Source organism: Streptomyces curacoi, assembly GCF_001513975.1.
Classification (GTDB): Bacteria; Actinomycetota; Actinomycetes; order Streptomycetales; family Streptomycetaceae; genus Streptomyces; species Streptomyces curacoi.
Genome location: NZ_KQ947984.1, coordinates 103,107 through 126,471 on the forward strand (window position 1 = coordinate 103,107; position 23,365 = coordinate 126,471).

Sequence of the window (23,365 nt, forward strand, 5' to 3'; positions counted from 1 at the left end):
TCACTCGGTCACTGATCATGCAACGGAGGACGTGGCCTCGGCGCCCCCGGTTCCGGTCGGGCTCCCCAGCCGGCTGAACTGGGCCCGGTAGGCACTCGGCGTCAGCCCCGTCCGGCGGACCAGATGCCCCCGCAGCGAGTCGGCCGTGCCCAGACCGCAGGCGCGGGCCACCTGGTCCATGGGCAGGGCGGTGGTCTCCAGCAGCTCCTTGGCGCGCTCGATGCGCTGGTGGAGCAGCCACTGCAGAGGGCTCACCCCGCTCTCGGCATGGAAGCGGCGGGTGAGGGTGCGGACGCTGACGCCGGCGTGGCGGGCCAGGTCGGTGAGGGTGAGCGGCTTGTCGAGGTTGCGCATGGCCCAGCCGCGGGTGTCGGCGCAGGCGTTTCCGCGCTCGGGCGGCAGCGGGGTCTGGGTGAACTGGGTCTGGCCGCCGGGCCGTACAGGGGCGACGAGGGCGAGCCGGGCCACCTCGTTGGCGACGGCGGCGCCGTAGTCGGTCGCCACGGCGCGCGGCTGCCCATGCTGGTGGGGCAGGGCCTGGCCGTCGTAGGGCTGCTGGGGCTGCTGTACGTCGACACCGGCACGCCTGCGGTCCTGGTGGCCCTGCTCCTCGTCCCCATGGCGCTGGGCTGCGCGCTGACGGTGCCGCCGCTGACGGCGGCGATGCTGGACGCCGTACCCGCCGAACGGGCGGGCCTGGCGGCCGGGGTGCTCAACGCGGCCCGGCAGATGGCCGGGGCGCTGGGGATCGCGGTCTTCGGGGCGCTGGTCTCCGGCGGTTTCGTGGCCGGCATGCGCCTGAGCCTGGGGATCAGCGCGGCCCTGCTCGTGGTGACGGGCCTGCTCAGCTTCCGTCTCGCAGGTCCTTCGGCCAGTTCGGCCTGAACTCGATGTGGTCGTAGGTCACGACACACCCCTCCCCCATCGGCGACTGCGCCATGAAGCCGACCAGGGCGGCGTCGCTCTCCTTCTCGTCGCCCAGGGTGAACAGGCGGACGAAGGTCCAGCGCTCGCCGTCGCGGGAGGCGTGGAAGGCGAAGGCGCGGCCGGTGCGGCTGACTCGGAGCCACACCGAACTGCCTTCCACGGTGAAGGAGTTGGCGTCGTCGGAGTGCCCCCGGGTGACCACCGTGCAGACGATGGGCACGTCCGGGGAGTACTCCAGGCAGAGCTTGGCCCAGGCGCGGTCGCCGACATGGACGTAGAGCACTCCGGCGTCGAAGGCGGCGGCGAACCCGACGGTGACCCGGGCTATCAGCTGGAAGTCCCCTTCCGGAGCACCCAGGAGCCGTGGCGCGTCGGAGGCGGGGTCCAGGGCCTCCCCGGTGGGCGGCACGAACCGGTCCTGCCGGGGCCCGGCCCATCCGGAGAGGATGCCGTCCTCGTAGGACCAGTGGCCGTCGGGGCCATAGGTACGGAGCAGGAAAGGCAGTTCGGGAAGTTCCACGTCCATCGCCACAGTGTCTCAGTAGATCTCTCGCAGCACCTTTGGAGCGCCGGGATCTGCAACGCCCTGAAGGGGCGCGGGGAACTGCGCGACCAGCCACACACAACCGGCAGCCCGCAACGCAACCACGCCCCTACGGCGATCCCGCAAAAAGCAGTTACCGCTCCAGCTGACCGTTGAAGCGACGGGGCAGCCCCAACGGGTTGTCATCCCGCAGCTCCGGCGGCAGCAGCGCCTCGGGCGCCCCCTGATAGGCGACCGGCCTCATCCACCGCTCGATGGCCGTACCGCCCACCGACGTGGACGTCGAGGTCGTCGCAGGGTAGGGACCACCATGGTGCTGGGCAGGCGCCACGGCAACCCCCGTCGGCCACCCGTTCACCAGCACACGCCCGGCCAGCGGCGTCAGCTCCGCGAGGATCTCCGCGCCCCGGCCCTCACCGGCCGCCTCCTCGGCCGACAGATGAACCGTCGCCGTGAGGTTGCCCGGCAGCCGGGACAGCACGGCCTGCGCCTGGGCGTCGTCGTCGTAGCGGACCACCACGGTGACCGGCCCGAAGCACTCCTCCAGGAGCAGGTCGTACGCCCCCTCACTCGCCAGCTTCTCGGCCGCGACCGTCAGGAACCCGGCGCTGACCGTGTGCTCGCCCCCCGCACCCGGCGTCACCGGCGACTCCACGTCCGGCAGCCCGGCGCGCTCGGCGACCCCGGCGATGAAGTTGTCCCGCATCCGGTGGTCCAGCAGGACCCCCGCGTCGGTGTCGCTCACGGCTTCGGTCAGCGACTTCACCAGCCCGTCACCGGCCGCACCGGACGGCACCAGCACCAGCCCGGGCTTCACGCAGAACTGCCCGACGCCCAGCGTCATCGAGCCCGCGAGCCCGGTGCCGATCGCCTCGGCCCGCTCGGCCGCCGCGGCCTCGGTGACCAGGACGGGGTTCAGGGAGCCCAGCTCGCCGTGGAACGGGATCGGCACCGGCCGCGCCGCCGCCGCGTCGAACAGCGCACGACCGCCCTTGATGGAACCGGTGAAGCCCGCGGCGGCGACCAGCGGGTGCTTGATCAGCTCGATACCGGCCTCGAAGCCATGGACGAGACCCACGACGCCGGCCGGGATGTCGTGCTCGGCGGCGGCCGTACGCAGCACGTGCGCGACCAGCTCGGACAGGCCCGGGTGGTCGGGGTGGGCCTTGACGACGACCGGGCAGCCCGCGCCCAGCGCGCTCGCGGTGTCGCCGCCGGCGACGGAGAAGGCGAAGGGGAAGTTGGACGCCGAGTAGACGGCGACGACGCCGAGGGGCACCTTGTAGCGGCGCAGGTCCGGGACCGGCGGGGTCGCGGTGTCGTCGGGGTGGTTGATGACGACGTCGAGGAAGGCGCCCTCGTCGACGATGTCCGCGAAGGCCCTCAGCTGGTAGCAGGTGCGGGCGAGTTCGCCGGTGAGGCGGACCGGGCCGAGCGCGGTCTCGGCGTCGGCGGCCTCGACGAGCTGGTCCTTGGCGGCCTGGAGCTTGTCGGCGGCGGTGCGCAGGAAGGCCGCGCGGACCGTGCGGTCGGCGAGCGAGCCGCGCGCCTCGTGCGCGGCGCGGACGGCGGCGTCCACCTCCTGGGCTGTGGCCTCCACCGCAACCTGTTCACGCTGCTTCCCGGTTCGGGGGTCGACACTCCAGACTGGTGCTGCTGCCACCGCGGGTCCCTCCACATGTATTGCCGCAGTACGGGGTCATTCACCAGGGACGTTCGATATACTGAACGCTGTCTCCGATGATGAATATGCTGTGGAGACTATTTCCCGTCGAACGAAGGGGTCAAGGGCGATGTCGGCTGGCGAGACGGGCGGCGGGGCGCAGGTCAAGTCCGCGGTACGGACGGTTGAACTGCTCGAATACTTCGCCGGACGCCCCGGAATGCACTCCCTGGCGTCGGTCCAGGAGGCCGTCGGCTATCCCAAGTCCAGCCTCTACATGCTGCTGCGCACCCTCGTCGAACTGGGCTGGGTGGAGACGGACGCGACGGGCACGCGGTACGGCATCGGCGTGCGGGCGCTGCTGGTCGGCACGTCGTACATCGACGGCGACGAGGTGGTGGCGGCGGCCCGTCCGACGCTGGACCGGCTGTCGGACGACACCACCGAGACGATCCACCTGGCCCGCCTGGACGGCACGAACGTCGTCTACCTGGCCACCCGCCAGTCCCAGCACTATCTGCGCCCCTTCACCCGGGTCGGCCGCCGCCTCCCCGCGCACTCGACCTCCCTCGGCAAGGCGCTGCTGAGCACCTACACGGACGAGCAGGTCCGCAAGATGCTCCCGGAGACGCTCCCCGCGCTGACCGAGAACACGATCACCGACCGCGAGAAGCTCATCGAGGAACTCCACCAGGTCCGCGAGCAGGGCTTCGCCGTGGACCGCGAGGAGAACACCCTCGGCCTGCGCTGCTTCGGCGTGGCGATCCCGTACCGCACTCCGGCCCGCGACGCGATCAGCTGCTCGGTACCGGTGGCCCGGCTGACGCCCGCGCACGAACAGATGGTGAAGGACGCGCTGTTCGACGCGCGGGACAGGCTGACGCTGGCCACGCGTAGGCTCTGACTCCCTCGTAGGCTCTGACGCCATGGATGTGGAACTCCGCGAGGTGCACGACAGCGACCTGCCGGTCTTCTACCGGCAGATGAACGACCCGGAGGCCCTGCGCATGGCGGCCTTCACCCCCGAGGACCCGGCCGACCGGGACGCCTTCGACGCGCGCTGGCAGCGGATCCGGGCCTCGTCGGACGTGGCGCGCACGATCCTGGCCGACGGTGACGTGGTGGGCAGCGCGGCCGTGTACGGGGAGCCGGGCGAGCGGGAGGTGACCTACTGGGTCGACCGCGCGTACTGGGGCCGGGGCATCGCCACGGCCGCCCTGCGGGGGCTGCTCGCCGAGGTTCCCGAACGCCCGCTGTACGCGCGTGCGGCGGCGGACAACGAGGGCTCGCTGCGGGTGCTCAGGAAGTGCGGCTTCCAGGTCAGGGTCCGGGCCCGGGGGTTCGCGCAGGCGCGGGGCGAGGAGATCGACGAGCTGGTCCTGGCGCTGGCGGGCTGAGCGGGTTCTCCGCCGTACGGCGGAGAGGGATCACCGTCGCGCAGGAGGCGCCCGCCGCCGTCCTCGCGGGAGCGTGGTCGCATGACGCAGACACTCGCTCACGTCCCCGAAACCGACCCCGGCACCGTCGGTCTCAGCCGGTCCCGCCGGATCCTGCGTGCCGTCGCCGTCCTCGCGTGCGTGCCGTATCTGTCGCTCAAGGTCGCCTGGATCGCGGGGAGCCGGCTCGGGATCCCGGACGGGAGCGTCCTGCTGGAGCACCGGGCGACCATGGCCGTCGCCAACGTCGTCACCGTCCTCATGGACGGGGCCGTGATCGTGCTCGCGCTGGTGCTGACCCGGCCGTGGGGGCTGCGGGCGCCCGCGTGGCTGCTGGCCTTCCCCGCGTGGGTGGCCACCGGGCTGCTCGCGCCGATCATGGCCGGGTTCCCGCTCCAGCTCCTGGTCGACGCCCTCGGCGGCACCAGGGTCGGCGCCGGCGGTGACGGGGATTCGTTCCTCGACGCCTGGGTCTTCGGGGTCGTCTACACCGGCTTCATCGTGCAGGGGCTCGCCCTGGGCGCGCTGTTCGCGCTGTACGCCCGCGACCGCTGGGGCGGGCTGTGGGCGGGCCGGGTCTGGGAGCTGCCGGTCGGTGTCATCGGGCCGGCCCAGCAGGCTGTCGCCGTCGCCGCCGCCGTACTCGCGCTGCTGCCCCTGTCCGTCCACCTCCTGTGGGCGTGCGGCGGCACCGTCGGGCTCGACGAGACCCAGGCCGCCGACCGGACGAGCGGCTTCTACACCATGGAGGCGCTGTCCGTCGTCTTCCTCGCCATGGCGGTCACCGGCGGCCTGCTGCTCGCCTTCCGGCACGGCCGGGCCCTGCCCGTCAGGGTGCCCCTGGCCCTCGCCTGGGTCGGCTCCGCCGCCACCGCCTGCTGGGCGGGCTGGCTGTCGGTGGCGCCGCTCACCGACGTGGCCGACGGCCCGGCGCCGCTGATGAACCTCGCCTACGCTGGCCAGATGATCGTCGGCATCCTCGTCGCCAGCCTCGGCGTCCACTTCCTCGCGGAGCGCTCCGCGAGCCGCAAACGTCGTACGGCATGAGCGAGTTCGCCCGGTTCCTGTTCGGGCGGCGGGCGCGCCGGCGCTGGATCCATCTGATCCTCGGCGGCGCGCTCGCCATGCCGTACGTCTTCGTCGGCCAGCTCGTCGTCGGTCCCGCCACCGACTCCCGCTACGTCTTCCACGATCTCCCCCTCCAACTCCTCTCCTTCGCCGTCGGGTTGCCCCTCGCCGCCCTCACCGCCGCGCTGTTCCCGCTGACCCGGTCCCTGGAGGCGGGTGCCGTGCGGTCGCTGTGCGGGATCGACGCGCACCGGCTCGCCCACGGGCCCGCCCGGACCCGGGCCGCGAAGGGGCGTACGGCCGCCTGGTTCACGCTGCATCTCGGGTTCGGCGGGATCATCTCCGGGATGTCGCTGGCGGTGCCGCCGTTCGCCGTCTTCCTCGTCGCGCTGCCGTTCATCGAGTGGCCGGCCGACAACCGGCTGGGACTGCCCGAAGTCCTCGACCACGCCTGGGTGCCGGCGCTGGCGCCGGTCGCGGGCCTGGCGATGCTGGTCGGGCTCGCGGCCTGCGCGGCCGGCTCCGGCACGCTCCTCGCCCGCTGGGCGCCCGCGTTGCTCGGCCCCACGCCGGAGGACCGCGTCGCGGCGGCCGAGGCGCGCGCCGCCGACCTCGCCGTGCGCAACCGGCTCGCCCGCGAGCTGCACGACTCCGTGGGCCACGCCCTCAGCGCCGTCACCCTCCAGGCGAGCGCGGCCCGCCGGGTCCTGGACACCGACCCGGAGTTCGTCCGCGAGGCCCTCGCCGCGATCGAGGACACGACCCGGCGGACCGTCGGTGAACTCGACGCCGTGCTGGGCGTGCTGAGAGACGGCGACGCTCCCGGTACGGCCCCGGCGCCCACCCTCGCCGCCGACCTGGACGGTCTGCTGCGCCGCACCCGCGCGGGCGGGCTGCGGGTGACCGCCACGGTCGACGCCGACCCCGAGGCCCTGCCGCCCGTCCTCTCCCGCGAGGCCTACCGCATCGTGCAGGAGGGGCTGAGCAACGCCCTCAAGCACGCCGGTGACCAGGTGTCCGTGACCCTGCGGATCGCGATCGCCGACGAGCACCTGGAGATCAGCGTCGAGAACCCCCTGGAGCACACCCCCTCCTGCCGCCCCGGCGGCGGTCACGGCCTGCGCGGCATAGCCGACCGGGCCCGGCTGCTGGGCGGTACCGCACAGGCAGGCGCCGCGCAGGGGGTGTGGCGGCTGTCCGTACGACTTCCCCTGAAGGGACCCGCATGACGATCCGGATCGTCCTCGCCGACGACGAACGCATGGTCCGCACCGCCCTGCGCGCCATCCTCTCCGCGGAGCCGGACCTGGAGGTGGTCGGCGAGGCGGCGACCGGGGCCGAGGCGGTGTCCGTCGTGCGGGAGCGGCGGCCCGACGTGGTCCTCATGGACGTCCGTATGCCGGAGATCGACGGCATACGGGCCACCGAGCAGATCCTCGCCACCCTCGACGAACCGCCCCGCATCATCGTGGTGACCACCTTCGAGAACGACTCCTATGTGTACGACGCCCTGCGCGCCGGAGCCGCCGGGTTCCTGCTGAAGCGGGCGGAGGCCGACGCGCTGGTGCAGGCGGTACGGCTGCTCGCGCACAGCGACACCCTGCTGTTCCCGTCGGCCGTGCGCAGCCTCGCGGCCGAGCACGCGCGCGCCTGCCCCGCGCCGCCGCCCTGGGTGGCGCGGCTCACGTGCCGGGAGCGGGAGGTGCTGCGGCTGATGGCGCAGGGCCTGACCAACGCGGAGATCGCGCGGCGAATGGAGGTCGGTGCGGCCACCGTGAAATCGCATGTGGCGGCGGTCCTGGCGAAGACCGGTACCCGGGACCGCACCCAGGCCGTGATCGCCGCGTACGAGGCCGGTTTCATGAACGCTCGATGAGAAAAACCGGCGGAAGGGAACGATTCGGCCCCTCTCGCTCGTCCTGTCGAGCGGGATGAACAAGACGATCAGAAGGGCGTCGGTCTTCGCGCTGCTGCTCGTGTTCGCTCTGCTGATCAGGGCGACCTGGGTGCAGTTCTACGAGGGCAAGGCGCTCGCGGACGACAAGGACAACCGGCGGAACGTGATCGCGACGTACGCGGCACCGCTCGGGAACATCATCGTGGCCGGCGAGGCGATCACCGGATCCGCGCGGACGAAGGGCAGCGACCTCGCCTACAAGCGCACGTACCAGGACGGCCCGCTGTACGCGGCGGTGACCGGCTACGCCTCCCAGGCGTATGCGCCGACCCAGTTGGAGGGCATCTACCAGGAGCTCCTCAACGGCACCGACAGCCGGCTGAAGACCGTGATGGACACGGTCACCAACAAGCGGGCCGATCCGGGCAATGTGATCACGACGATCGACCCGGACGTGCAGAAGGCGGCGTACGACGCGCTCGGCGACAACAAGGGCGCGGCCGTCGCGATCGATCCGGCGAGCGGCAAGATCCTGGCCGTCGTGTCGACCCCGTCGTACGACCCCTCGTCGCTGACCGACGCCAACACCGCCGGTGCGGCCTGGAAGAAGCTCAACGCGGACTCCGACAAGCCGCTGACCAACCGGGCGCTGCGCCAGCCGCTGCCGCCGGGCTCGACGTTCAAGCTGGTCGTGGCGGCTGCCGCGCTGGAGGACGGGCTGTACTCGTCGGTGGACGAGAAGACGGACAGCCCGGACCCGTACCCGCTGCCGGGCACGACCCGGAAGCTGACCAACGAGAACCCCAGCGCCCCCTGCGAGAACGCCTCGATCCGGGTCGCGCTGCGGTACTCGTGCAACAACGTCTTCGGCAGCATGGCCGTCCAGCTGGGCCAGGACAAGGTCCGGGCGATGGCCGAGAAGTTCGGCTTCAACGACGACGAGCAGGACGTGCCGGTGCGGGCGTACTCCAGCGTGTACCCCTCCGGCATGGACGAGGCGCAGACCGCTCTGACCGGCATCGGCCAGTTCGATGTCACCGCCACCCCGCTACAGATGGCCATGGTGTCGGCCGCCATAGCCAATGGCGGCAAGCTGGTCTCGCCGCACATGGTGTCGCAGATCACCAACAGCGGTGGGGATGTGTTGCAGGACTACGACGACGAGGCCGGCACCAAGGAGATCGTCAGCTCCTCGACGGCCGAGCAGCTGCAGTCGGCGATGCAGACGGTCGTCGAGAAGGGCACGGGCACGAACGCGCAGATCCCGGGTGCGACGGTGGGCGGCAAGACGGGCACGGCCCAGCACGGTGAGAACAACAGCAAGACGCCGTACGCCTGGTTCACGTCCTATGGGAAGGCCGACGGGAAGGAGGTCGCGGTGGCGGTGGTCGTCGAGCAGTCGGACGCGGCCCGTTCGGAGGTCAGCGGCAACGGGCTGGCGGCGCCGGTGGCCAAGGCGGTCATGAAGGCGGCGTTGGGGTAGCGCGCCCCGAAGGGGCGCGGGGCTGTATCGATTTGCGGCTCCGCCGCGTGGGCGCGACCAGCCACGGCGGATCCGAGCTGGTCGCGCAGCGTCTTTCACTTCACGCCCAGTACCTGCTCGATCGGGTCGATCGCGAAGTACACCAGGAACAGCGCCGAGGTCCCCCACAGCAGCCAGTGGATCTCCTTCGCCTTGCCGAGGACCGTCTTGATCACGACGTAGGCGAGGAACCCCGCCCCGATGCCGTTGGTGATGGAGTACGTGAACGGCATGACCGCGATGGTGAGGAACGCCGGGATGGCGATCTCGTACTTGTCCCAGTCGATGTGCTTGACCTGGGTCATCATCAGGAAGCCGACGGCGACGAGGGCGGGGGCGGCCGCCTGGAGCGGGACGATCGTGAGCAGCGGGGTCAGGAAGAGGGCCAGGGCGAAGAGGCCGCCGGTGACCAGGTTGGAGAAGCCCGTGCGCGCGCCCTCGCCGACGCCGGCCGCCGACTCGATGTAGGAGGTGGCGGAGGAGGCCGAGGCCGCACCACCGGCCGCCGCCGCGGCACCGTCGATCAGCAGCACCCGGCCGAGGCCCGGCACCTTGCCCCGCTCGTCGAGGAGACCGGCCTCCGCGCTGATGCCGACGACGGTGCCCATGGTGTCGAAGAAGTCGGACAGGACCAGCGTGAAGACCAGCAGGACGACGGTGATGGCCGTGGTCTCGCCGAACGCGCCGAACAGGCTGAAGTCGCCGACGAGTCCGAAGTCGGGGGTGTCCACCACCTTGTCGGGCCAGGCCGGTGTGGTCAGGCCCCAGGCCTTGATGTCGGCGACCGAGTTGATGATCATCGCGACGACCGTCATGGTGACGATGCTGATCAGGATGGCGCCCTTGACCTTGCGGGCGAGCAGGGCGATCGTCAGCAGGACGCCGAGGCAGAAGACGAGGATCGGCCACCCGGTGAGCGCGCCGGTGCCGCCCAGCTGAACCGGCACGGTGGTGTTCGCCGCGTCGGGGATGCGGGTGACGAACCCGGCGTCGACGAAGCCGATGAAGGCGATGAACAGGCCGATGCCGACGCTGATCGCCTGCTTGAGCGGTTGCGGGATGGCGTGCATCACGGCCTCGCGCAGCCCGGTGACCACGAGCACGCAGATCAGCAGGCCTTCGAGGACGACCAGACCCATCGCGTCGTCCCAGGACATCAGCGGGGCGATCTGGAAGGCGACGACGGCGTTCAGCCCGAGTCCGGCGGCAAGCGCGAGCGGCAGATTGCCGCCGACGCCCATGATGATCGTCATGACCGCGGCCACCAGGGCGGTGGCGGTGGTGAGTTGGACGGCATCCAACTGGTGGCCGAACTTGTCCTTCGCGCTGCCGAGGATGATGGGATTCAGGACAAGGATGTAGGCCATCGTGAAGAACGTGGCGAAGCCGCCGCGTATCTCACGGGCGAAGGTGGATCCCCGTGCGGAGATCTTGAAGAACCGGTCGACGCTGTTCACGCCCGGCGGCGCGGCACTTGGCCGGTCGGTCACCTTCGGGGAATCGGACATGGCGCTCGCTCCTTGTTGCCTGATTGATCGGTGTGCGGATGCTGGCTGGATTGTTCCCCCGTTGAACCCGTTTCAGGTTTTCTCCGTGTTACGGAATCAGCGCCACTCAACGTACGGCCTGCCATACGACGTTCGAAGCCTCGTACGAACCAAGCGCTCGATCACTGCTACGCTTCCGGATCTCGTCCGGATGATCTCCGGACGACCACATGTCATTCACATGACACGCACAGCCAGGAGGGGTCGCCCGTGGGCACAGTCGTCGACGACGCCGCCTCCGTGGAGTTCCACGCCTTCTTCGAGCGCCACTACGCCGAACTGTCGCGGCTGGCCCATCTGTTGACGGGTGAGGCCGACGCCGCCGACGATCTGGCGGCGGACGCGCTGCTGGCGCTGTGGCACCGCTGGGACCGGGTGCGCGCGGCCGACCATCCGGTGGCGTACGCGCGCGGAGTCGTGGCCAACCTGGCCCGCACGAGGATCCGCAGCGCGGTCCGGGAGCGGCGGCGTATCGCGCTGTTCTGGTCGCAGCGCGAGGAGAAGACCGAGAACCCGGACGTCGCTGGCGTCGTCGACGTGCAGGCGGCGTTGCGTAGACTTCCGTTCCGCAAACGCGCCTGTGTGGTGCTGCGGCACGCCTTCGACCTCTCCGAGAAGGACACCGCGCTCGCCCTGGGTGTCTCGGTCGGTACGGTGAAGAGCCAGACCTCGAAGGGGATGGCGGAGCTGCAACGGCTGCTCGGGACACAGGGGGCTCCGCTCAAGGTGCACGCGGCGGCGATGGCCCGCACCGGGAACGCCGGAGGAAGGAACCGATGATGCAGCGGGACGTGCACGACGAACTGCGCGCCCGGCTGCACGAGGCGGCCGAGGCGCACCAACCCCACCGCGAGCGGATGCTGGCCCGGATCGAGCGCGGCATGAGCGAGCACACCCGCCCCGACCACCGGGCGACCCGTCCGCCGGTGTACGGCTGGTTCCGGGTGGTGACGGCGACGGCCGCGGTGGCCGGCGTCCTCGCGGTCGGCGGTTACGCGGTGGCGTCCGCCGTGCGGGAGGACACCCCGCAGCAGACGGTGGCCACTTCGCCGACGCCCACCCCGTCACCGGACGCGACGAGCCGCCCGCCGGCCCCGCCCGCCCCGCCGGCCGGCCCGACGCCGGAAAAGACGCCGGAGTCCGGCGAGACGACCAGGACGCCGAGCAAGCCGCCCGCCACGGCACGGCCGCCCGCCGCCGGGGGCGAGGAGGACGGCCCCCTGTGGTCGGACGGCTCGGTGGACCCGCACAGCAACGAGTTCTGGGCGCAGAGCAATGTGACCCTCAAGGCGAGTGAGCAACTCACCGCGCTCACCGTCCGGTTGAGGATCGCGCAGACCGGCGGTGTCACCTCCACCGGGGCGTGGCGCTCACTGCCCGAGGACGACTTCACCCTGACGGTCGAGGAGCAGGACGGCTTCCTCGTCTACACGTGGGTGCTCAAGGAGGGCCGTACGGTCCGCGCGGGCGACTGGGTCTTCGCCGGGCAGTACGACCATGAGCGCGGCGGCCGGGACGCCAAGGACGACAGCTATGCGATGACGGCCACGGCGGGCGGCGAACAGCTGTCCGTGGCGGGCGACTTCGCGCCGCACGAAGGCGACGACTCGACGGCCGACGGGGACTCGTAGGGAAATTCCCTCCCGCCCGGCAACCCTTTTCCCACGCGTGGCGACCAGGAGACGCAAGGATCCCCTCCACGCAAGGAACCGGGTAATGACAGCACAGCCTGAACAGCGCGTCCGTCACCGTCGCAAGGTCACCAAGCGGCGGGCGGTGCTCGCCGGAGTCTGCGCGCTCGGCATCACCGGTGCGGCCATCGTCACCACCACGTCGTTACTGTCGCCGGCCGGCGCGGCCTCCTCCTGGCCGTCGGCGAACGGCAGCAAGGCCGTCTCGTCGACGATCAAGGTCTCGGGCACGTACGACGGCAAGCTGACGAAGTTCTACGGCTCCGGCGCCCTCGGCGGCAGCGGCCAGGAGGAGGGCCAGGACCCGGTCTTCCAGCTGGCCGACGGCGCGGTGCTGAAGAACGTGATCATCGGTACCCCGGCCGCGGACGGCGTCCACTGCCTGGGCTCCTGCACGCTGCAGAACGTGTGGTGGCTGGACGTCGGCGAGGACGCCGCCACCTTCAAGGGCAAGTCGTCCTCGGCCGTGTACACGGTGTACGGCGGTGGCGCGAGGAACGCCGACGACAAGGTGCTGCAGTTCAACGGTGCCGGGAAGCTGGTCGTCTCCAAGTTCCAGGTGGAGAACTTCGGCAAGCTGGTGCGCTCCTGCGGCAACTGCTCCACGCAGCACAAGCGCACGATCATCATCAACGACGTGGACGTCACCGCGCCCGGCAACTCGATCGTCGGCATCAACTCCAACTACGGAGACACGGCCGCCCTGCGCAAGGTCCGCATCCACGGCGACAGCGGGAAGAAGATCAAGACCTGCACCCGCTTCCAGGGCAACAGCAGCGGCAAGGAGCCGAAGGAACTCGGCACCGGACCGGACGGAACCTCCTGCAGGTTCTCGCCATCTGACATCACGTACCAGTGAGTGAACGTTAAAGCATCTCCCCCGGGGCACCTCCCGGGCCATTCCCGGGAGCACCACCTGTGAGCACGCACAGAAGAAGCCTCACCCGCAGACGGGTGCTCGGGGCCTCCGCGATCGGCGTCGCCGCCACCGGCGCCGCCGTCGCGGTCGGCACCGGCCTCCTCTCCTCCGCCTCCGCCGCGGCCTTCGGCTACACGGACGACGGCTCGAACTACGTCGTCGACACCGGGGCCGCGCTCGTCTTCAAGGTCTCCAAGTCGACCGGCGATCTCACGTCCCTGGTCTACCGGGGCAAGGAGTACGAGGGGTACGGCGGCCGGCACTCGCACGTCGAGTCCGGGCTCGGCGCGTCCACGGTCACCGTCCGGCAGTCGGGCTCGACGATCCTGGTGAAGGCCGTGCACGGGGCGATCACCCAGTGGTACGCGGCGCGCCGCGGCCAGAGCAACGTCTACCTGTGGACGCACAAGGCGGACGCCTCCTTCACGGCGACCCGCTACATCGTCCGCCTCAAGCCCGGGATCTTCCCGAACGAGGGTCCGGACACCTGGATCGAGGCCTCGGACAAGGTCATCGAGGCCGGTGACGTCTGGAAGCGGGCGGACGGCACGACCCACTCGAAGCACTACTCGGGCAAGCGCACCCTCGACTACGACCACGTCGGCTTCACCACCGGCTCGGTCGGTCTGTGGCTGGTGCGCTCCAACCACGAGAAGGCCTCGGGCGGCCCGTTCTACCGCTCGCTGCTGCGCCACTCGAACGACAAGGGCGCCGCGCTGTACGAGATCCTGCACTACAACCAGGCACAGACGGAGCCGGAGCGCTTCGGCCTGCAGGGCCCGTACGTCCTGTCCTTCACGGACGGCGGGGCGCCGTCGTCCTCGCTCTTCCACGGCAAGCTGGACACCTCCTGGGTGGACGGCCTCGGCATCACCGGCTGGATCGGCGCGTCCGGCCGCGGCAAGGTGGCGGGCGTCGGTCTGAAGGGCATGGACGCCAAGTACGCGTACACCGTGGGCTTCGCCAACAAGGACGCGCAGTACTGGGCGAAGGCGGCGGCCGGGTCGGGGGCGTTCTCCTGCAAGGGGATGCTGCCGGGGACGTACACGATGACCGTCCACAAGGGCGAACTGGCCGTGTACACCGGCACGGTGAAGGTGACGGCGGGCGGGACGACGTCGCTGCACAGCATCACGATCACCGGCGACCCGAGCAGGGCCAGGGCCATCTGGCGGCTCGGCGACTGGGACGGCACGCCCGGCGAGTTCAAGAACGCCGGGCTGATGACGTACGCGCATCCCTCCGACGGCCGCGCGGCCAGGTGGACGGGGAACGTGACGATCGGCGACGCGAGCGCGGCGGCCTCCTTCCCCGCGTACATGTGGAAGGACGTCAACGACGGCGTCCTGGTCTACTTCAAGCTGACCAGGGAGCAGGCGGCAGCGGCGCACACCCTGCGGGTGGGCGTGACCGACGCGTTCCTCAACGGCCGGCCCCGGGTGACGGTCAACGACTGGGTGTCGACCGTCCTCTCGGCTCCCAGCCAGCCCTCGACGCGCTCCCTCACCACGGGTTCGTACCGCGGGAACAACCACACGTTCACCTTCGGCGTCCCTAGTAGTGCGTGGCAGACGGACCCGGCCCGGTACAACGTGCTGAAGATCAATATCGTCAGTGGTTCGAGCGGCTCGGCGTACCTCAGCCCGGGCACCTCGTTCGACTGCCTGGACCTGCTGGCCTGAGCCCCCCTCGGTCAGCAGCAGAACGCCCCGCCGGTGACGACCGGCGGGGCGTTCGTCTTGGCACCGAGAGCTAGTTCATCGTCGAGCCGATGGTGGTGGAGCCCGTCGTCAGGAAGGTCGTCGCGGGCAGTGAGCCGCCCGGCTCGCGGGCGCCGTACGCCGTGGTCGCGTCCGTCGACCGGAAGGACGGGGTGGCGACCTTGCTGTCCCAGTTGTTCGCCGCGGACACGGTCGACGACCCCAGCTTGGCGAGCCCCTTGTTGTTGCTCACGGCGAGATTGCGAGCCAGCCGCGCCTTGCCGGTCGCGAAGTGGAAGCCGGACTCGGCGTTGGCGTAGGCCGTGTTGCGGTTCAGCAGGATCGCCCCGGTGTTGGAGTTCTCGGTGAAGCCGTGCAGCGTGTTGTCCCAGGCCGCGTTGTTGTTGACGACATGCGCGACCGAGGCACCGCCGCCGCCGAGCTTGAACCCGTTGCCGTTGCCCTCGAAGGCGGAGTCGGCCCACCGGTTCTCGCCGTTGCCGAAGGCCCAGGTGTGCTCGATGGTGACCGGCGAGGAGAACTGCCAGAGGTCGAGGCCGTCGTCGGAGTTGTTGTACAACCGCGCCCCGGTGATCTTGTTGCCCGTCCCCGAGCCGAACTTCACGGCGATCCCATCGGCGTTCTGGCCGTGGCCGGCCGGATCGTAGTTGCCGTGACTGTCCAGGTTCTGCACGAGGTTGTTCGTGGTGCCGTCGCCGCGCAGGGTGAACCCGGAGTCGCCGTTGCCGGCCGTGACGAGGTTCTTGAAGACGCCGCCCACCGACGACGTGGCGACGAAGCCCTGCGCCGGGGAGTTGACGAAGGTGAGGTTCTGCACGGTCCAGTAGTCGCCGTAGATGCCGGCCAGCCAGGAGCCGTCGGGCAGCCTGGACCCGTCGATCCGCACCTTCTCTCCGCCGTACGCCTGGAGTGTGATCCGCGAAGAACTCGTGCCGTTCGCCGTGGACTTGAGCGTGGCGGTCGGCCGGTAGGTGCCGCCGCGCACCTGGATCGTGGTACCGGCGGCGGCGTTCTTGACGGCCGACTCCAGCTGAGCGGTGGTGGACACGGTGACCGTCGTCGAGGCGGCCTCGGCGCCACCGTCGGAGAGGCCGAGGCAGGCGCCGCCCGCTCCCGAGGCGACGGCGATCGCCGCGGCGATGGAGAGGGTTCGGGTCCTGCGGTGACGGCCGGTGCTCAGGCGCACTGGGGTGTTCCTTTCCTGGGCATTGGGGGCGAAGCGGGCCGGAGGGGCCGCCCCGGCCCGCTTCTGACATCCGGTCGCCGCCATGGCGGAGAAGGTTGCCGCCCACCCCGAAAGCGAGCGAAAGTTTCGGTCCCCAGGAGTCACCCGCGCACCGATTGACGCCCTGTTCCCCCACCGATGACACTCCGAGGGCAGCCGAACAAACAGAACCCCCCAACCAATCCCCCAGAGTCCAACAAACCCCCAGACTCCCCAGGATGTGTCATGCGCCCCCGCACCGCTCGCACCCTCCTGACCCCGCTGATCCCCCTCCTCGCCCTTCTCCTCGGCCTGCTGGCCGCCCCGCCCAGCACCGCCGGCACCGCGAACTCCGGAGCACCACCCGTGAAACAGCCCAAGTACGCCGGTTATCTCTTCGCCTATTTCACCGGTGAGGGCACCGCCGACGGCGAGCAGATCCGCTACGCCCTCAGCCGCGGCAACGACCCGTTGCACTGGCGGGAGCTGAACGCCGGGAAGCCGGTCCTCACCTCCACGATCGGTGAGAAGGGGCTGCGCGACCCGTTCGTGATCCGCTCCCCCGAGGGCGACAAGTTCTACATGATCGCCACCGACCTGCGGATGTACCGCAACAGCAGCGGCAGCTGGGACCAGGTCCAGCGGCACGGCAGCAAGTCCATCATGGTCTGGGAGTCCACCGACCTGGTCCACTGGACCGACCAGCGCCTGGTGAAGGTGTCCCCCGACAACGCGGGCAACACCTGGGCGCCGGAGGCCTACTGGGACGAGTCGCTCGGTGAGTACGTCGTCTTCTGGGCGTCGAAGCTGTACGCCGCCGACGACCCCGACCACACCGGATCGACGTACAACAAGATGCTGTACGCGACCACGAAGGACTTCCGCACGTTCAGCGAGCCGAAGGTCTGGAACGACCCCGGCTACTCGGTCATCGACTCCACCGTGGTGCAGCACAAGGGCACCTACTACCGCTACACCAAGGACGAACGGGACCCGACCTCCTCCAGCCCCTGCGCGAAGTTCATCACCGGGGAGAAGTCGACCTCGCTGGCCTCGACGAAGTACGACTTCGTGGCCGACTGCATAGGCAGCGGCGCGATGGACCGGGGCGAGGGCCCGACGGTGTTCAAGTCGAACACCGAGGAGAAGTGGTACCTGTTCATCGACGAGTACGGCGGCCGCGGTTACATCCCCTTCGAGACCACCGACCTCGACTCGGGAAAGTGGACCCCGTCGCAGAACTACCAGCTGCCGGCGAGCCCCCGGCACGGCACGGTGATCCCGGTGACGCAGGCCGAGTACGACCGGCTGCTCGCCGCGTACCCCGCGAGCCCCACCTCGGTCGTGGACGCGACGGCGCAGGACCAGAAGGGGTACGCCATCGTCACGGAGAGCGCCTCGAAGGTCGTGCTCCCCATGCGGCCGGAAGTGGACCTCTCCCGCCTCGCCCCGAAGCTGTGGGCCGGTGAGGGCGCCACCGTCAGCCCCCGCTCCGGCACCCGGCGCGACTTCCGCAAGCCGCAGACGTACACCGTGACGTCCGCCGACGGCACGCGCCGCACCTGGACGGTCGAGGCGGTCCGCACCCGCAGCCCGATCCTGCCCGGCCTCAACGCCGACCCGGATGTGCACTACCTGAACGGCGAGTACTGGATCTACCCGACGACGGACGGCTTCCAGGGCTGGAGCGGGACGAGGTTCAAGGCGTACTCGTCGAAGGACCTGGTCCACTGGAAGGACCACGGGGTGATCCTGGACCTGGGCCCGGACGTGAGCTGGGCCGACAAGTACGCCTGGGCGCCGGCGATCGCCGAGCGCGACGGCAAGTACTACTTCTACTTCTGCGCCGAGCAGCAGATCGGCGTGGCGGTGGCCGACTCCCCCGCCGGCCCGTTCAAGGACGCGCTGGGCAAGCCCCTGGTCGCCAAGGGAGGCTCGCTGAAGGGCCAGATGATCGACCCGGCGGTGTTCACGGACGACGACGGCACGTCGTATCTCTACTGGGGCAACGGGCACGGGTACGTCGTCCCGCTCAACGACGACATGGTGTCGTTCGACGCGTCGAAGGTGCGGGACATCACCCCGGACAACTTCCGCGAGGGATCCTTCGTGATCAAGCGGAAGGGCACGTACTACTTCATGTGGTCCGAGGACGACACCCGCAGCGAGAACTACCACGTCGCCTATGCCACGGGACCGTCCCCGCTCGGCCCGTGGACCAAGCGGGGCACGATCCTGCAGAAGCGCCCCGAGTACGGCATCCTCGGCACCGGCCACCACTCGGTGGTCCAGGCCCCCGGCACCGACGACTGGTACGTCGTCTACCACCGGTTCGCCCTGAACGGCCCCGGGCGGCCGGGCGGCGACGGCATGCACCGCGAGACGACCATCGACCGCATGGAGTTCGCGGCCGACGGCACGATCGCGCCGGTGGTGCCCACGCTGGAGGGGATCAGGCCGGTACGGCGGTGACGCTCAGCTGACGAAGTACGTCGGGTTGGGCAGCTTGTACGTCCGGTCCGCGTGGCCGCCCTCCAGGTCGCTGTACTGGTCGCCGAAATTGGCGATGATCTCGTACCCGAGGTCGTCCTCGATGTGCTGCCGGGTGCCGGACTTGTACTGCACGGTCGTGCAGTTCCAGGTGCCCGGCGTGGCGCAGTCGGCGAGGTAGGCCGGCGGGTTGGCCTTGTCCTTGAGGAACATGTGGTCGGCGTCGAGGTTCACCTCGGCGCCGGCCTTCTTCAGGTTCTCGACGGCGGCGGAGCGCTGCGACTCGGCGAGGCCCGAGTTGTAGAAGACCTCGACGCCCTTGGACTCGGCGTACCGCACCAGCTCGGGGCTGCCGAAGACGGCCGGGCGGTCGGCCCTGTTCACGTACTCGGCCCAAGTGGCGCTGTTGTACGTGTAGTTGGTCTTCTTCTCGTAGTCGAGGCTGAGCAGCAGCGTGTCGTCGATGTCGAAGACGACGGCCGGCTTCTCGCCCTTGTGCAGCGCCTTGCGGGCCGCCTTGTCGATGTACTTCTTCGCGTCGGCGTCGATGCGCGCGAGGTCCTTGGCGTACGGGCTGTCCGGGGATGCCTGGTACACGCCGTTCGCGTCGAGCGTGGTGCCGTAGTAACTGTCTATGTCCTTGACCAGCAGCCCTATGTTGTAGGGCTCGTGGGTGCTGTTCGCGGTCGACTGTCCGGCCGTGGCGGCGCCGGCGCCGTAGAGGGCGGCACCGGCGACGGCACAGGCGGCGGCGACGGCCGCGAGACGCAGTGGTTTATGCATGACAAAGATTTCTACGAGCGTCACCGGTATGAGCGCGAGACCCGTTGCCCGATCTTTACCTCTGTGACGGACGAACGGGCCTCGCGCTCCCCCGGGCAGGTCAGTCCATCGTCGCCCCGATGGTCGTGCTGCCCGTGGTCAGGAAGGTCGTCGCCGGGAGGGAGCCGTCGGTCTGGCGGGCGTTGTACGTGGTCGAGGCGTCCGTGGACCGGAAGGCCGGGGTGGCGATCCCGGAGTCCCAGTTGTTGCCGGACGAGACGACCGAGCCGCCCTTGTTGACCAGGCCGCTGCCATTGCTCACCGCGAGGTTCTTGCCGAGCCTGGCCGCGCCCGTGGCGAAGTAGTAGCCCCACTTGGCGTTGGCGTAGGCGGTGGTGCGGTTGATGACGATGGCGCCCTGGTTGCTGTTCTCGGTGAAGCCGTTGCCGGCGTTGTCCCAGGCGGCGGAGTTGTTCACGACGTGCGCCACGGTCTCGCCGTCGCCGCCCAGCTTGTAGCCGTTGCCGTCGCCCGCGAAGGCGGAGTCGCCCCAGCGGTTCCTGCCGTTGCCGAAGGCCCAGGTGTGCTCGATGGTGACCGGGGAGGAGAAGGACCAGAAGTCCAGACCGTCGTCGGAGTTGTTGTACAGGCGGGCGCCGGTGATCAGGTTGCCGGTGCCGGAGCCGAACTTCACGGCTATGCCGTCGGCGTTCTCGCCGTGGTTGGCGGCGTCGTAGTGGCCGTAGGAGTCGATGTTCTTCACGGTGTTGTTGACCGTGCCGTCGCCGGTGAGCGTGAAGCCGGAGTCGCCGCCGTTGATGGTCTTGATGGTGTTCCAGACCGTTCCGGTGCAGGACTGGCAGACGACCGCGCTGTCCGGGGAGTTCTGGAAGGTGATCTTCGAGACGTTCCAGTGGTCGGCAGTCAGCTTGAAGATCCAGGAGCCGGACGGCAGCGAGGATCCGTCGATCTTCACGGTCTCCGAGCCGTACGCGGTGAGCGTGATCGGCGACGACGAGGTGCCGTTGGCCGTGGACTGGAGGGTGGCCGTGGGGTAGTAGGTGCCGCCGCGGACCTGGATGACGGTGCCGGGGGTGGCGTTCTTGATGGCGTTGGACAGGTCGGTCGAGTTGCTGACGACCACCGTCGCGGCCTGGGCCTGGGTGGGCAGGGCGGCCAGACCGGCGCCGAGCGCCAGGGCGGTGCCCAGGACGAGAGCGGTACGACGAGCCATGGAGTGCGGGTCCTTTCGTCGTGCGAGGGGGGATTCGTGGGGGGGGACGGTCACAGGACGGAGTCGAGCCAGGTGAAGACCTCGTCCTGCATGCGGTCGACGAAGACATGGCCGAGGTCGGGCCAGGTCTTGAGGTGCAACCGCTCCTCGGCGTGGCGGGAGCGCCAGACGGAGCGCAGCTTGTCGTACGCCACGCGGACGCCGTCGGCGGGGAACAGCGGATCGAGTCCGCCGTTGAAGAAGAGCATCGGCCTGGGTGCGGCGATGCTCGCCACGTCGGGGATGTCGAGGTGCCGGGCGAGCCCGGGGTGGAGCATGTAGTACGACGACTGCCCGCGCAGCGTGTTGTTGCCGGGCACCATCATCTCCTTCAGCCCGGTCATCCAGCACACGCTCACCGCGGCGGCGATGCGATCGCTGAGCGCGGCGGTCTGCCAGGCCCGGTAGGCGCCCATGGAGAACCCGACGGCGGCGACCCTGCGTGCGTCCACCCGGTCGAGGCCGGCCAGGAATCCGGCGGCACGGGCGTCCTCGCGGGCCATGAGCCCGGCGAGGGAGGAGCCGAGGTTGTAGAAGTTCGAGGCCAGCGCCTGCTGCTGGTCGTAGGTGACGGGGCCGCGGTCGCCCCAGCCGGGCGCGTCCAGGCAGAGGACGACATGGCCGCGCCGGGCGAGTTCGTCACCGAGGAAGCGTCCGCTGAAGTACTTGTCGGCCCAGGCCTGAGCGGAGGCGAGGCGCGTGTCGTCGTACCAGGGGCGGACGAGTTTCTCCCGCCCGATGTCGAACCTGGCGCCGTGGTCGTGGAGGAGGAGCACGGCGGGGAACGGGCCGGGGCCGTGCGGGGTGAGCAGGCTGCCGCGGACGCGTGCGTAACGGGTGAGGGAGACGGTCACCGTCTCGCGGGTGTAGCCGTCGGCCCGGGAGCGCTCACCGTACTCGGGTGCGTACGGCGTCCCGTCCTGGCGGTCGACGAGGAGGTGCTCCTCGACCACCCGGCGAGCCGCCCGACGCCAGGCCCGGAAGTCTCGCACCGGTGAAGTCCCCCAGGCCAGCGGGAAGTTCAGCTCGTCCTTGAGTGCCTGGTGGGCGAGGAAGCGGACGTTGTCGAAGGAGGACCGGTCGCCGGTGACGTACGCCGCCACCGCCTGTGTACCGGTGATGTCGGGGTGGTCGGCGCGCAGCCAGTCGTTGGCGAGGGTCAGATCGCGGACGGTCAGTCCGGGGGCGGCCGAGCTGAAGGTGGCGGAGCCCGCGGTGCCGTAGGTGCCCGAGCCGTCGGGCCTGGGGGTGCCGTTGGCGTTGTCGCACACGATGACGGCGTCCCGCGGGTCGCAGGTGGCGCCGCGCAGCGTCAACTCCGCTTTCCCCACGGGGATTTTCACGACCTCGCGATAGGTCCCCGGGTGCACGACGATCGTCCGGCCGGGCCCGTCCACCGCGTCCACGGCCGCCTGTACGGAGTCCCCGGGCCGGACGTGCAGCACCCGGCGGGCACCGGCGGCGAAGGCGGGGGCGGCCCCGAGGGCGGTCAGTCCCCCGGCGATCCCGGCCAGCAGGGTCCGCCTGCGCATCTCAGCGGCTCCCCTTCCAGGGCGTCCAGTCGCCGAGATACGCCTGGCGGGTCGCCGACTCGGCCTGTTCGGCGGTGAGTTGGGGCCGGTTCTCGGGGACCGTGACGACCGCGCCGGGGCCGGTGTTGCGGTACTCGGCGAAGCGCTGGCTCTGCCAGGGGAAGCTGTCCGACATGTTCGTGTAGGGCGCGACCGCGTCGATGCCGGGGCCGAGGTGGGTGTCGCGGACGGTGAGCGAGGGGCGTGCGGTGCGGTCGGAGCTGGGCACCCAGGGGCGGGCCAGCTTGTAGTAGGCGTCCGGGGCCTCGCTGCTGACGCGGCTCCTGGTCACCAGGTAGCCGCGCGGGTTGGCGCCCGCCGTGGAGGGCGCGAAGACGAAGCCGTACGGGGCTCCGCCGAGGTCCGTCCGGTCGAGCGTGCGGAAGTGGCAGTGCTCGTAGACGGCGGTGGCCCGGCCGAAGACGAAGTCGACGTCACCTTCCACATAGCAGTGCGAGAAGTACTGGCGGGCGAAGACGCCGAGAGCCATGGAGTCGGCGTACAGGGTGTCCTGGTGGCCGAGGAAACGGCAGTGGTGGAAGGCCGAGCGGTCGCCCTGCACCTTGATGGCGACGGCCTGGGTGCCGCTGATGCCGGGGTGGTCGGCGCGCAGCCAGTCGTTGGCGAAGGTGAGGTGGCGGGCGGTGAATCCGTCGGCCTGGACGAGGGTGGTGGCGGAGCCGGTGGTGCCGTAGGTGCCGCCGCCAGGCCTGGGGGTGCCGGCGGCGTTGTCGTAGACGATGACGACGTCGCGCGGGTCGCCACTGGCCCCGAGCCAGGTCATCTCGGTACGGGTCACGTCGACGGCGACGGTCTCCCGGTACGTCCCCGGGGCGAGGACCAGCGTCCAGCCGCTGCCGTTCGCGGCGGTGACGGCGGCCTGGACCGTGGTGAAGTCGCCCTGGCCGGCGGGGTCGACGTACAGGGTCCGCGCGGTCAGGCGGTCGGCCGGGGAACCGTAGGGGCCGAAGGGACACGGCCGGACGCCGGCGGCCCGAGCGGGGACCGACGTGAGGGCGAGCGTGGCTCCGGCGGTGGCGCTCGCCAGCAGGAAACCTCTTCTGGACAGGGGCGGTCGGCGGAGGTGGGGCGAAGGCATGCGGGTGCTCCTACGATGTGCGGCTCGTACA

The 23,365-nt window shown here is 70.4% G+C and carries 19 protein-coding genes and 2 pseudogenes; 12 read left to right on the forward strand and 9 right to left on the reverse strand.

From position 1 onward, the window contains the following. Positions 1 to 15: 15 nt before the first annotated feature. A pseudogene (locus AQI70_RS00480) lies at positions 16 to 504 on the reverse strand (GlxA family transcriptional regulator); the annotation flags it as partial. On the opposite strand from AQI70_RS00480, the pseudogene AQI70_RS00485 reads away from it, so the two are divergent. Continuing rightward, positions 484 to 885 (forward strand): annotated as a pseudogene (locus AQI70_RS00485) (MFS transporter); the annotation flags it as partial. The pseudogenes AQI70_RS00480 and AQI70_RS00485 overlap by 21 nt on opposite strands. Here AQI70_RS00485 and AQI70_RS00490 read toward each other — a convergent pair. Continuing rightward, a complete protein-coding gene (locus AQI70_RS00490) occupies positions 845 to 1,453 on the reverse strand; it encodes a DUF1349 domain-containing protein (protein ID WP_062142442.1) in 609 nt (202 codons plus the stop codon). The pseudogene AQI70_RS00485 and the gene AQI70_RS00490 sit on opposite strands and share 41 nt — an antisense overlap. 151 nt (positions 1,454 to 1,604) lie before the next feature. Beyond that, complete coding sequence (locus AQI70_RS00495; protein WP_079051150.1) at positions 1,605 to 3,134, reverse strand: aldehyde dehydrogenase (NADP(+)); 1,530 nt, start codon at positions 3,132 to 3,134, stop codon at positions 1,605 to 1,607. 130 nt (positions 3,135 to 3,264) lie between these two features. Here AQI70_RS00495 and AQI70_RS00500 point away from each other — a divergent pair, with 130 nt between their 5' ends. The 6 genes from AQI70_RS00500 (at position 3,265) to AQI70_RS00525 (ending at position 9,018) form a co-directional block, all read left to right on the forward strand. Beyond that, positions 3,265 to 4,038, forward strand: coding sequence for an IclR family transcriptional regulator (locus AQI70_RS00500; RefSeq protein WP_004002235.1), 774 nt, complete (start codon positions 3,265 to 3,267; stop codon positions 4,036 to 4,038). 22 nt (positions 4,039 to 4,060) lie between these two features. Beyond that, positions 4,061 to 4,531 (forward strand): GNAT family N-acetyltransferase, encoded by a 471-nt coding sequence (locus tag AQI70_RS00505; RefSeq protein WP_062142446.1) that lies wholly within the window; start codon positions 4,061 to 4,063, stop codon positions 4,529 to 4,531. 81 nt (positions 4,532 to 4,612) lie between these two features. Next, positions 4,613 to 5,617, forward strand: a complete 1,005-nt coding sequence (locus AQI70_RS00510) for a hypothetical protein (protein WP_062142448.1) — start codon at positions 4,613 to 4,615, stop codon at positions 5,615 to 5,617. Beyond that, positions 5,614 to 6,867 carry a sensor histidine kinase gene (locus tag AQI70_RS00515; protein WP_062142450.1) on the forward strand — a complete coding sequence of 418 codons (1,254 nt, stop codon included), beginning with the start codon at positions 5,614 to 5,616 and terminating at the stop codon, positions 6,865 to 6,867. The genes AQI70_RS00510 and AQI70_RS00515 overlap by 4 nt, the downstream gene beginning before the upstream one ends. Then, positions 6,864 to 7,514 carry a response regulator transcription factor gene (locus AQI70_RS00520; RefSeq protein WP_062142452.1) on the forward strand — a complete coding sequence of 217 codons (651 nt, stop codon included), beginning with the start codon at positions 6,864 to 6,866 and terminating at the stop codon, positions 7,512 to 7,514. The genes AQI70_RS00515 and AQI70_RS00520 overlap by 4 nt, the downstream gene beginning before the upstream one ends. 55 nt (positions 7,515 to 7,569) lie before the next feature. After that, positions 7,570 to 9,018, forward strand: a complete 1,449-nt coding sequence (locus AQI70_RS00525) for a peptidoglycan D,D-transpeptidase FtsI family protein (protein ID WP_062142455.1) — start codon at positions 7,570 to 7,572, stop codon at positions 9,016 to 9,018. Positions 9,019 to 9,113: 95 nt separating this feature from the next. Here the strand turns inward: AQI70_RS00525 and AQI70_RS00530 are convergent, their stop codons facing one another. Then, entirely contained in the window at positions 9,114 to 10,565 is a 1,452-nt protein-coding gene (locus tag AQI70_RS00530; RefSeq protein ID WP_062142457.1) for an NCS2 family permease, read from the reverse strand. Between the two features lie 249 nt (positions 10,566 to 10,814). Here AQI70_RS00530 and AQI70_RS00535 point away from each other — a divergent pair, with 249 nt between their 5' ends. The 4 genes from AQI70_RS00535 to AQI70_RS00550 all read left to right on the forward strand — a co-directional run bounded on the left by AQI70_RS00535 (position 10,815) and on the right by AQI70_RS00550 (position 14,896). Continuing rightward, positions 10,815 to 11,384, forward strand: a complete 570-nt coding sequence (locus AQI70_RS00535; RefSeq protein WP_062142459.1) for a SigE family RNA polymerase sigma factor — start codon at positions 10,815 to 10,817, stop codon at positions 11,382 to 11,384. Further along, positions 11,381 to 12,235 carry a hypothetical protein gene (locus tag AQI70_RS00540; RefSeq protein WP_062142461.1) on the forward strand — a complete coding sequence of 285 codons (855 nt, stop codon included), beginning with the start codon at positions 11,381 to 11,383 and terminating at the stop codon, positions 12,233 to 12,235. Before AQI70_RS00535 ends, AQI70_RS00540 begins: the two co-directional genes overlap by 4 nt. An 85-nt stretch (positions 12,236 to 12,320) precedes the next feature. After that, the gene (locus AQI70_RS00545) at positions 12,321 to 13,154 is read left to right on the forward strand and encodes a pectate lyase (protein WP_062142463.1); all 834 of its coding nucleotides are present in this window, start codon (positions 12,321 to 12,323) and stop codon (positions 13,152 to 13,154) included. Between the two features lie 59 nt (positions 13,155 to 13,213). Further along, positions 13,214 to 14,896, forward strand: a complete 1,683-nt coding sequence (locus AQI70_RS00550; RefSeq protein WP_062142465.1) for a rhamnogalacturonan lyase B N-terminal domain-containing protein — start codon at positions 13,214 to 13,216, stop codon at positions 14,894 to 14,896. A gap of 70 nt (positions 14,897 to 14,966) precedes the next feature. Here AQI70_RS00550 and AQI70_RS00555 read toward each other — a convergent pair whose 3' ends face one another. Next, positions 14,967 to 16,121, reverse strand: coding sequence for a right-handed parallel beta-helix repeat-containing protein (locus AQI70_RS00555; RefSeq protein ID WP_062142467.1), 1,155 nt, complete (start codon positions 16,119 to 16,121; stop codon positions 14,967 to 14,969). Positions 16,122 to 16,385: 264 nt separating this feature from the next. On the opposite strand from AQI70_RS00555, the gene AQI70_RS00560 reads away from it, so the two are divergent. Next, positions 16,386 to 18,611, forward strand: coding sequence for a glycoside hydrolase family 43 protein (locus AQI70_RS00560; RefSeq protein WP_062142469.1), 2,226 nt, complete (start codon positions 16,386 to 16,388; stop codon positions 18,609 to 18,611). A 3-nt stretch (positions 18,612 to 18,614) separates the two neighbouring features. Here AQI70_RS00560 and AQI70_RS00565 read toward each other — a convergent pair whose 3' ends face one another. From AQI70_RS00565 to AQI70_RS00580, 4 genes are all read right to left on the reverse strand, one after another. After that, on the reverse strand, positions 18,615 to 19,412 hold the full coding sequence (locus tag AQI70_RS00565) for an HAD family acid phosphatase (protein ID WP_062142471.1): 798 nt from the start codon (positions 19,410 to 19,412) through the stop codon (positions 18,615 to 18,617). A 100-nt stretch (positions 19,413 to 19,512) separates the two neighbouring features. Next, positions 19,513 to 20,625 carry a right-handed parallel beta-helix repeat-containing protein gene (locus tag AQI70_RS00570; protein WP_062142473.1) on the reverse strand — a complete coding sequence of 371 codons (1,113 nt, stop codon included), beginning with the start codon at positions 20,623 to 20,625 and terminating at the stop codon, positions 19,513 to 19,515. Positions 20,626 to 20,675: 50 nt separating this feature from the next. Further along, complete coding sequence (locus tag AQI70_RS00575) at positions 20,676 to 22,196, reverse strand: pectinesterase family protein (RefSeq protein WP_208607263.1); 1,521 nt, start codon at positions 22,194 to 22,196, stop codon at positions 20,676 to 20,678. Between the two features lies 1 nt (position 22,197). Beyond that, entirely contained in the window at positions 22,198 to 23,334 is a 1,137-nt protein-coding gene (locus AQI70_RS00580) for a pectinesterase family protein (RefSeq protein ID WP_062142475.1), read from the reverse strand. Positions 23,335 to 23,365 lie beyond the last annotated feature (31 nt).

Bases quoted from the DNA above. Each gene is read 5' to 3' on its own strand.
- AQI70_RS00540 (WP_062142461.1), top strand. From the start codon at position 11,381: ATGATGCAGCGGGACGTGCACGACGAACTGCGCGCCCGGCTGCACGAG.
- AQI70_RS00500 (WP_004002235.1), top strand. From the start codon at position 3,265: ATGTCGGCTGGCGAGACGGGCGGCGGGGCGCAGGTCAAGTCCGCGGTA.
- AQI70_RS00520 (WP_062142452.1), top strand. From the start codon at position 6,864: ATGACGATCCGGATCGTCCTCGCCGACGACGAACGCATGGTCCGCACC.
- AQI70_RS00505 (WP_062142446.1), top strand. From the start codon at position 4,061: ATGGATGTGGAACTCCGCGAGGTGCACGACAGCGACCTGCCGGTCTTC.
- AQI70_RS00580 (WP_062142475.1), bottom strand. From the start codon at position 23,334: ATGCCTTCGCCCCACCTCCGCCGACCGCCCCTGTCCAGAAGAGGTTTC.
- AQI70_RS00525 (WP_062142455.1), top strand. From the start codon at position 7,570: ATGAACAAGACGATCAGAAGGGCGTCGGTCTTCGCGCTGCTGCTCGTG.
- AQI70_RS00575 (WP_208607263.1), bottom strand. From the start codon at position 22,196: ATGCGCAGGCGGACCCTGCTGGCCGGGATCGCCGGGGGACTGACCGCC.
- AQI70_RS00530 (WP_062142457.1), bottom strand. From the start codon at position 10,565: ATGTCCGATTCCCCGAAGGTGACCGACCGGCCAAGTGCCGCGCCGCCG.
- AQI70_RS00510 (WP_062142448.1), top strand. From the start codon at position 4,613: ATGACGCAGACACTCGCTCACGTCCCCGAAACCGACCCCGGCACCGTC.
- AQI70_RS00565 (WP_062142471.1), bottom strand. From the start codon at position 19,412: ATGCATAAACCACTGCGTCTCGCGGCCGTCGCCGCCGCCTGTGCCGTC.
- AQI70_RS00515 (WP_062142450.1), top strand. From the start codon at position 5,614: ATGAGCGAGTTCGCCCGGTTCCTGTTCGGGCGGCGGGCGCGCCGGCGC.
- AQI70_RS00545 (WP_062142463.1), top strand. From the start codon at position 12,321: ATGACAGCACAGCCTGAACAGCGCGTCCGTCACCGTCGCAAGGTCACC.
- AQI70_RS00560 (WP_062142469.1), top strand. From the start codon at position 16,386: ATGCGCCCCCGCACCGCTCGCACCCTCCTGACCCCGCTGATCCCCCTC.
- AQI70_RS00490 (WP_062142442.1), bottom strand. From the start codon at position 1,453: ATGGACGTGGAACTTCCCGAACTGCCTTTCCTGCTCCGTACCTATGGC.
- AQI70_RS00570 (WP_062142473.1), bottom strand. From the start codon at position 20,625: ATGGCTCGTCGTACCGCTCTCGTCCTGGGCACCGCCCTGGCGCTCGGC.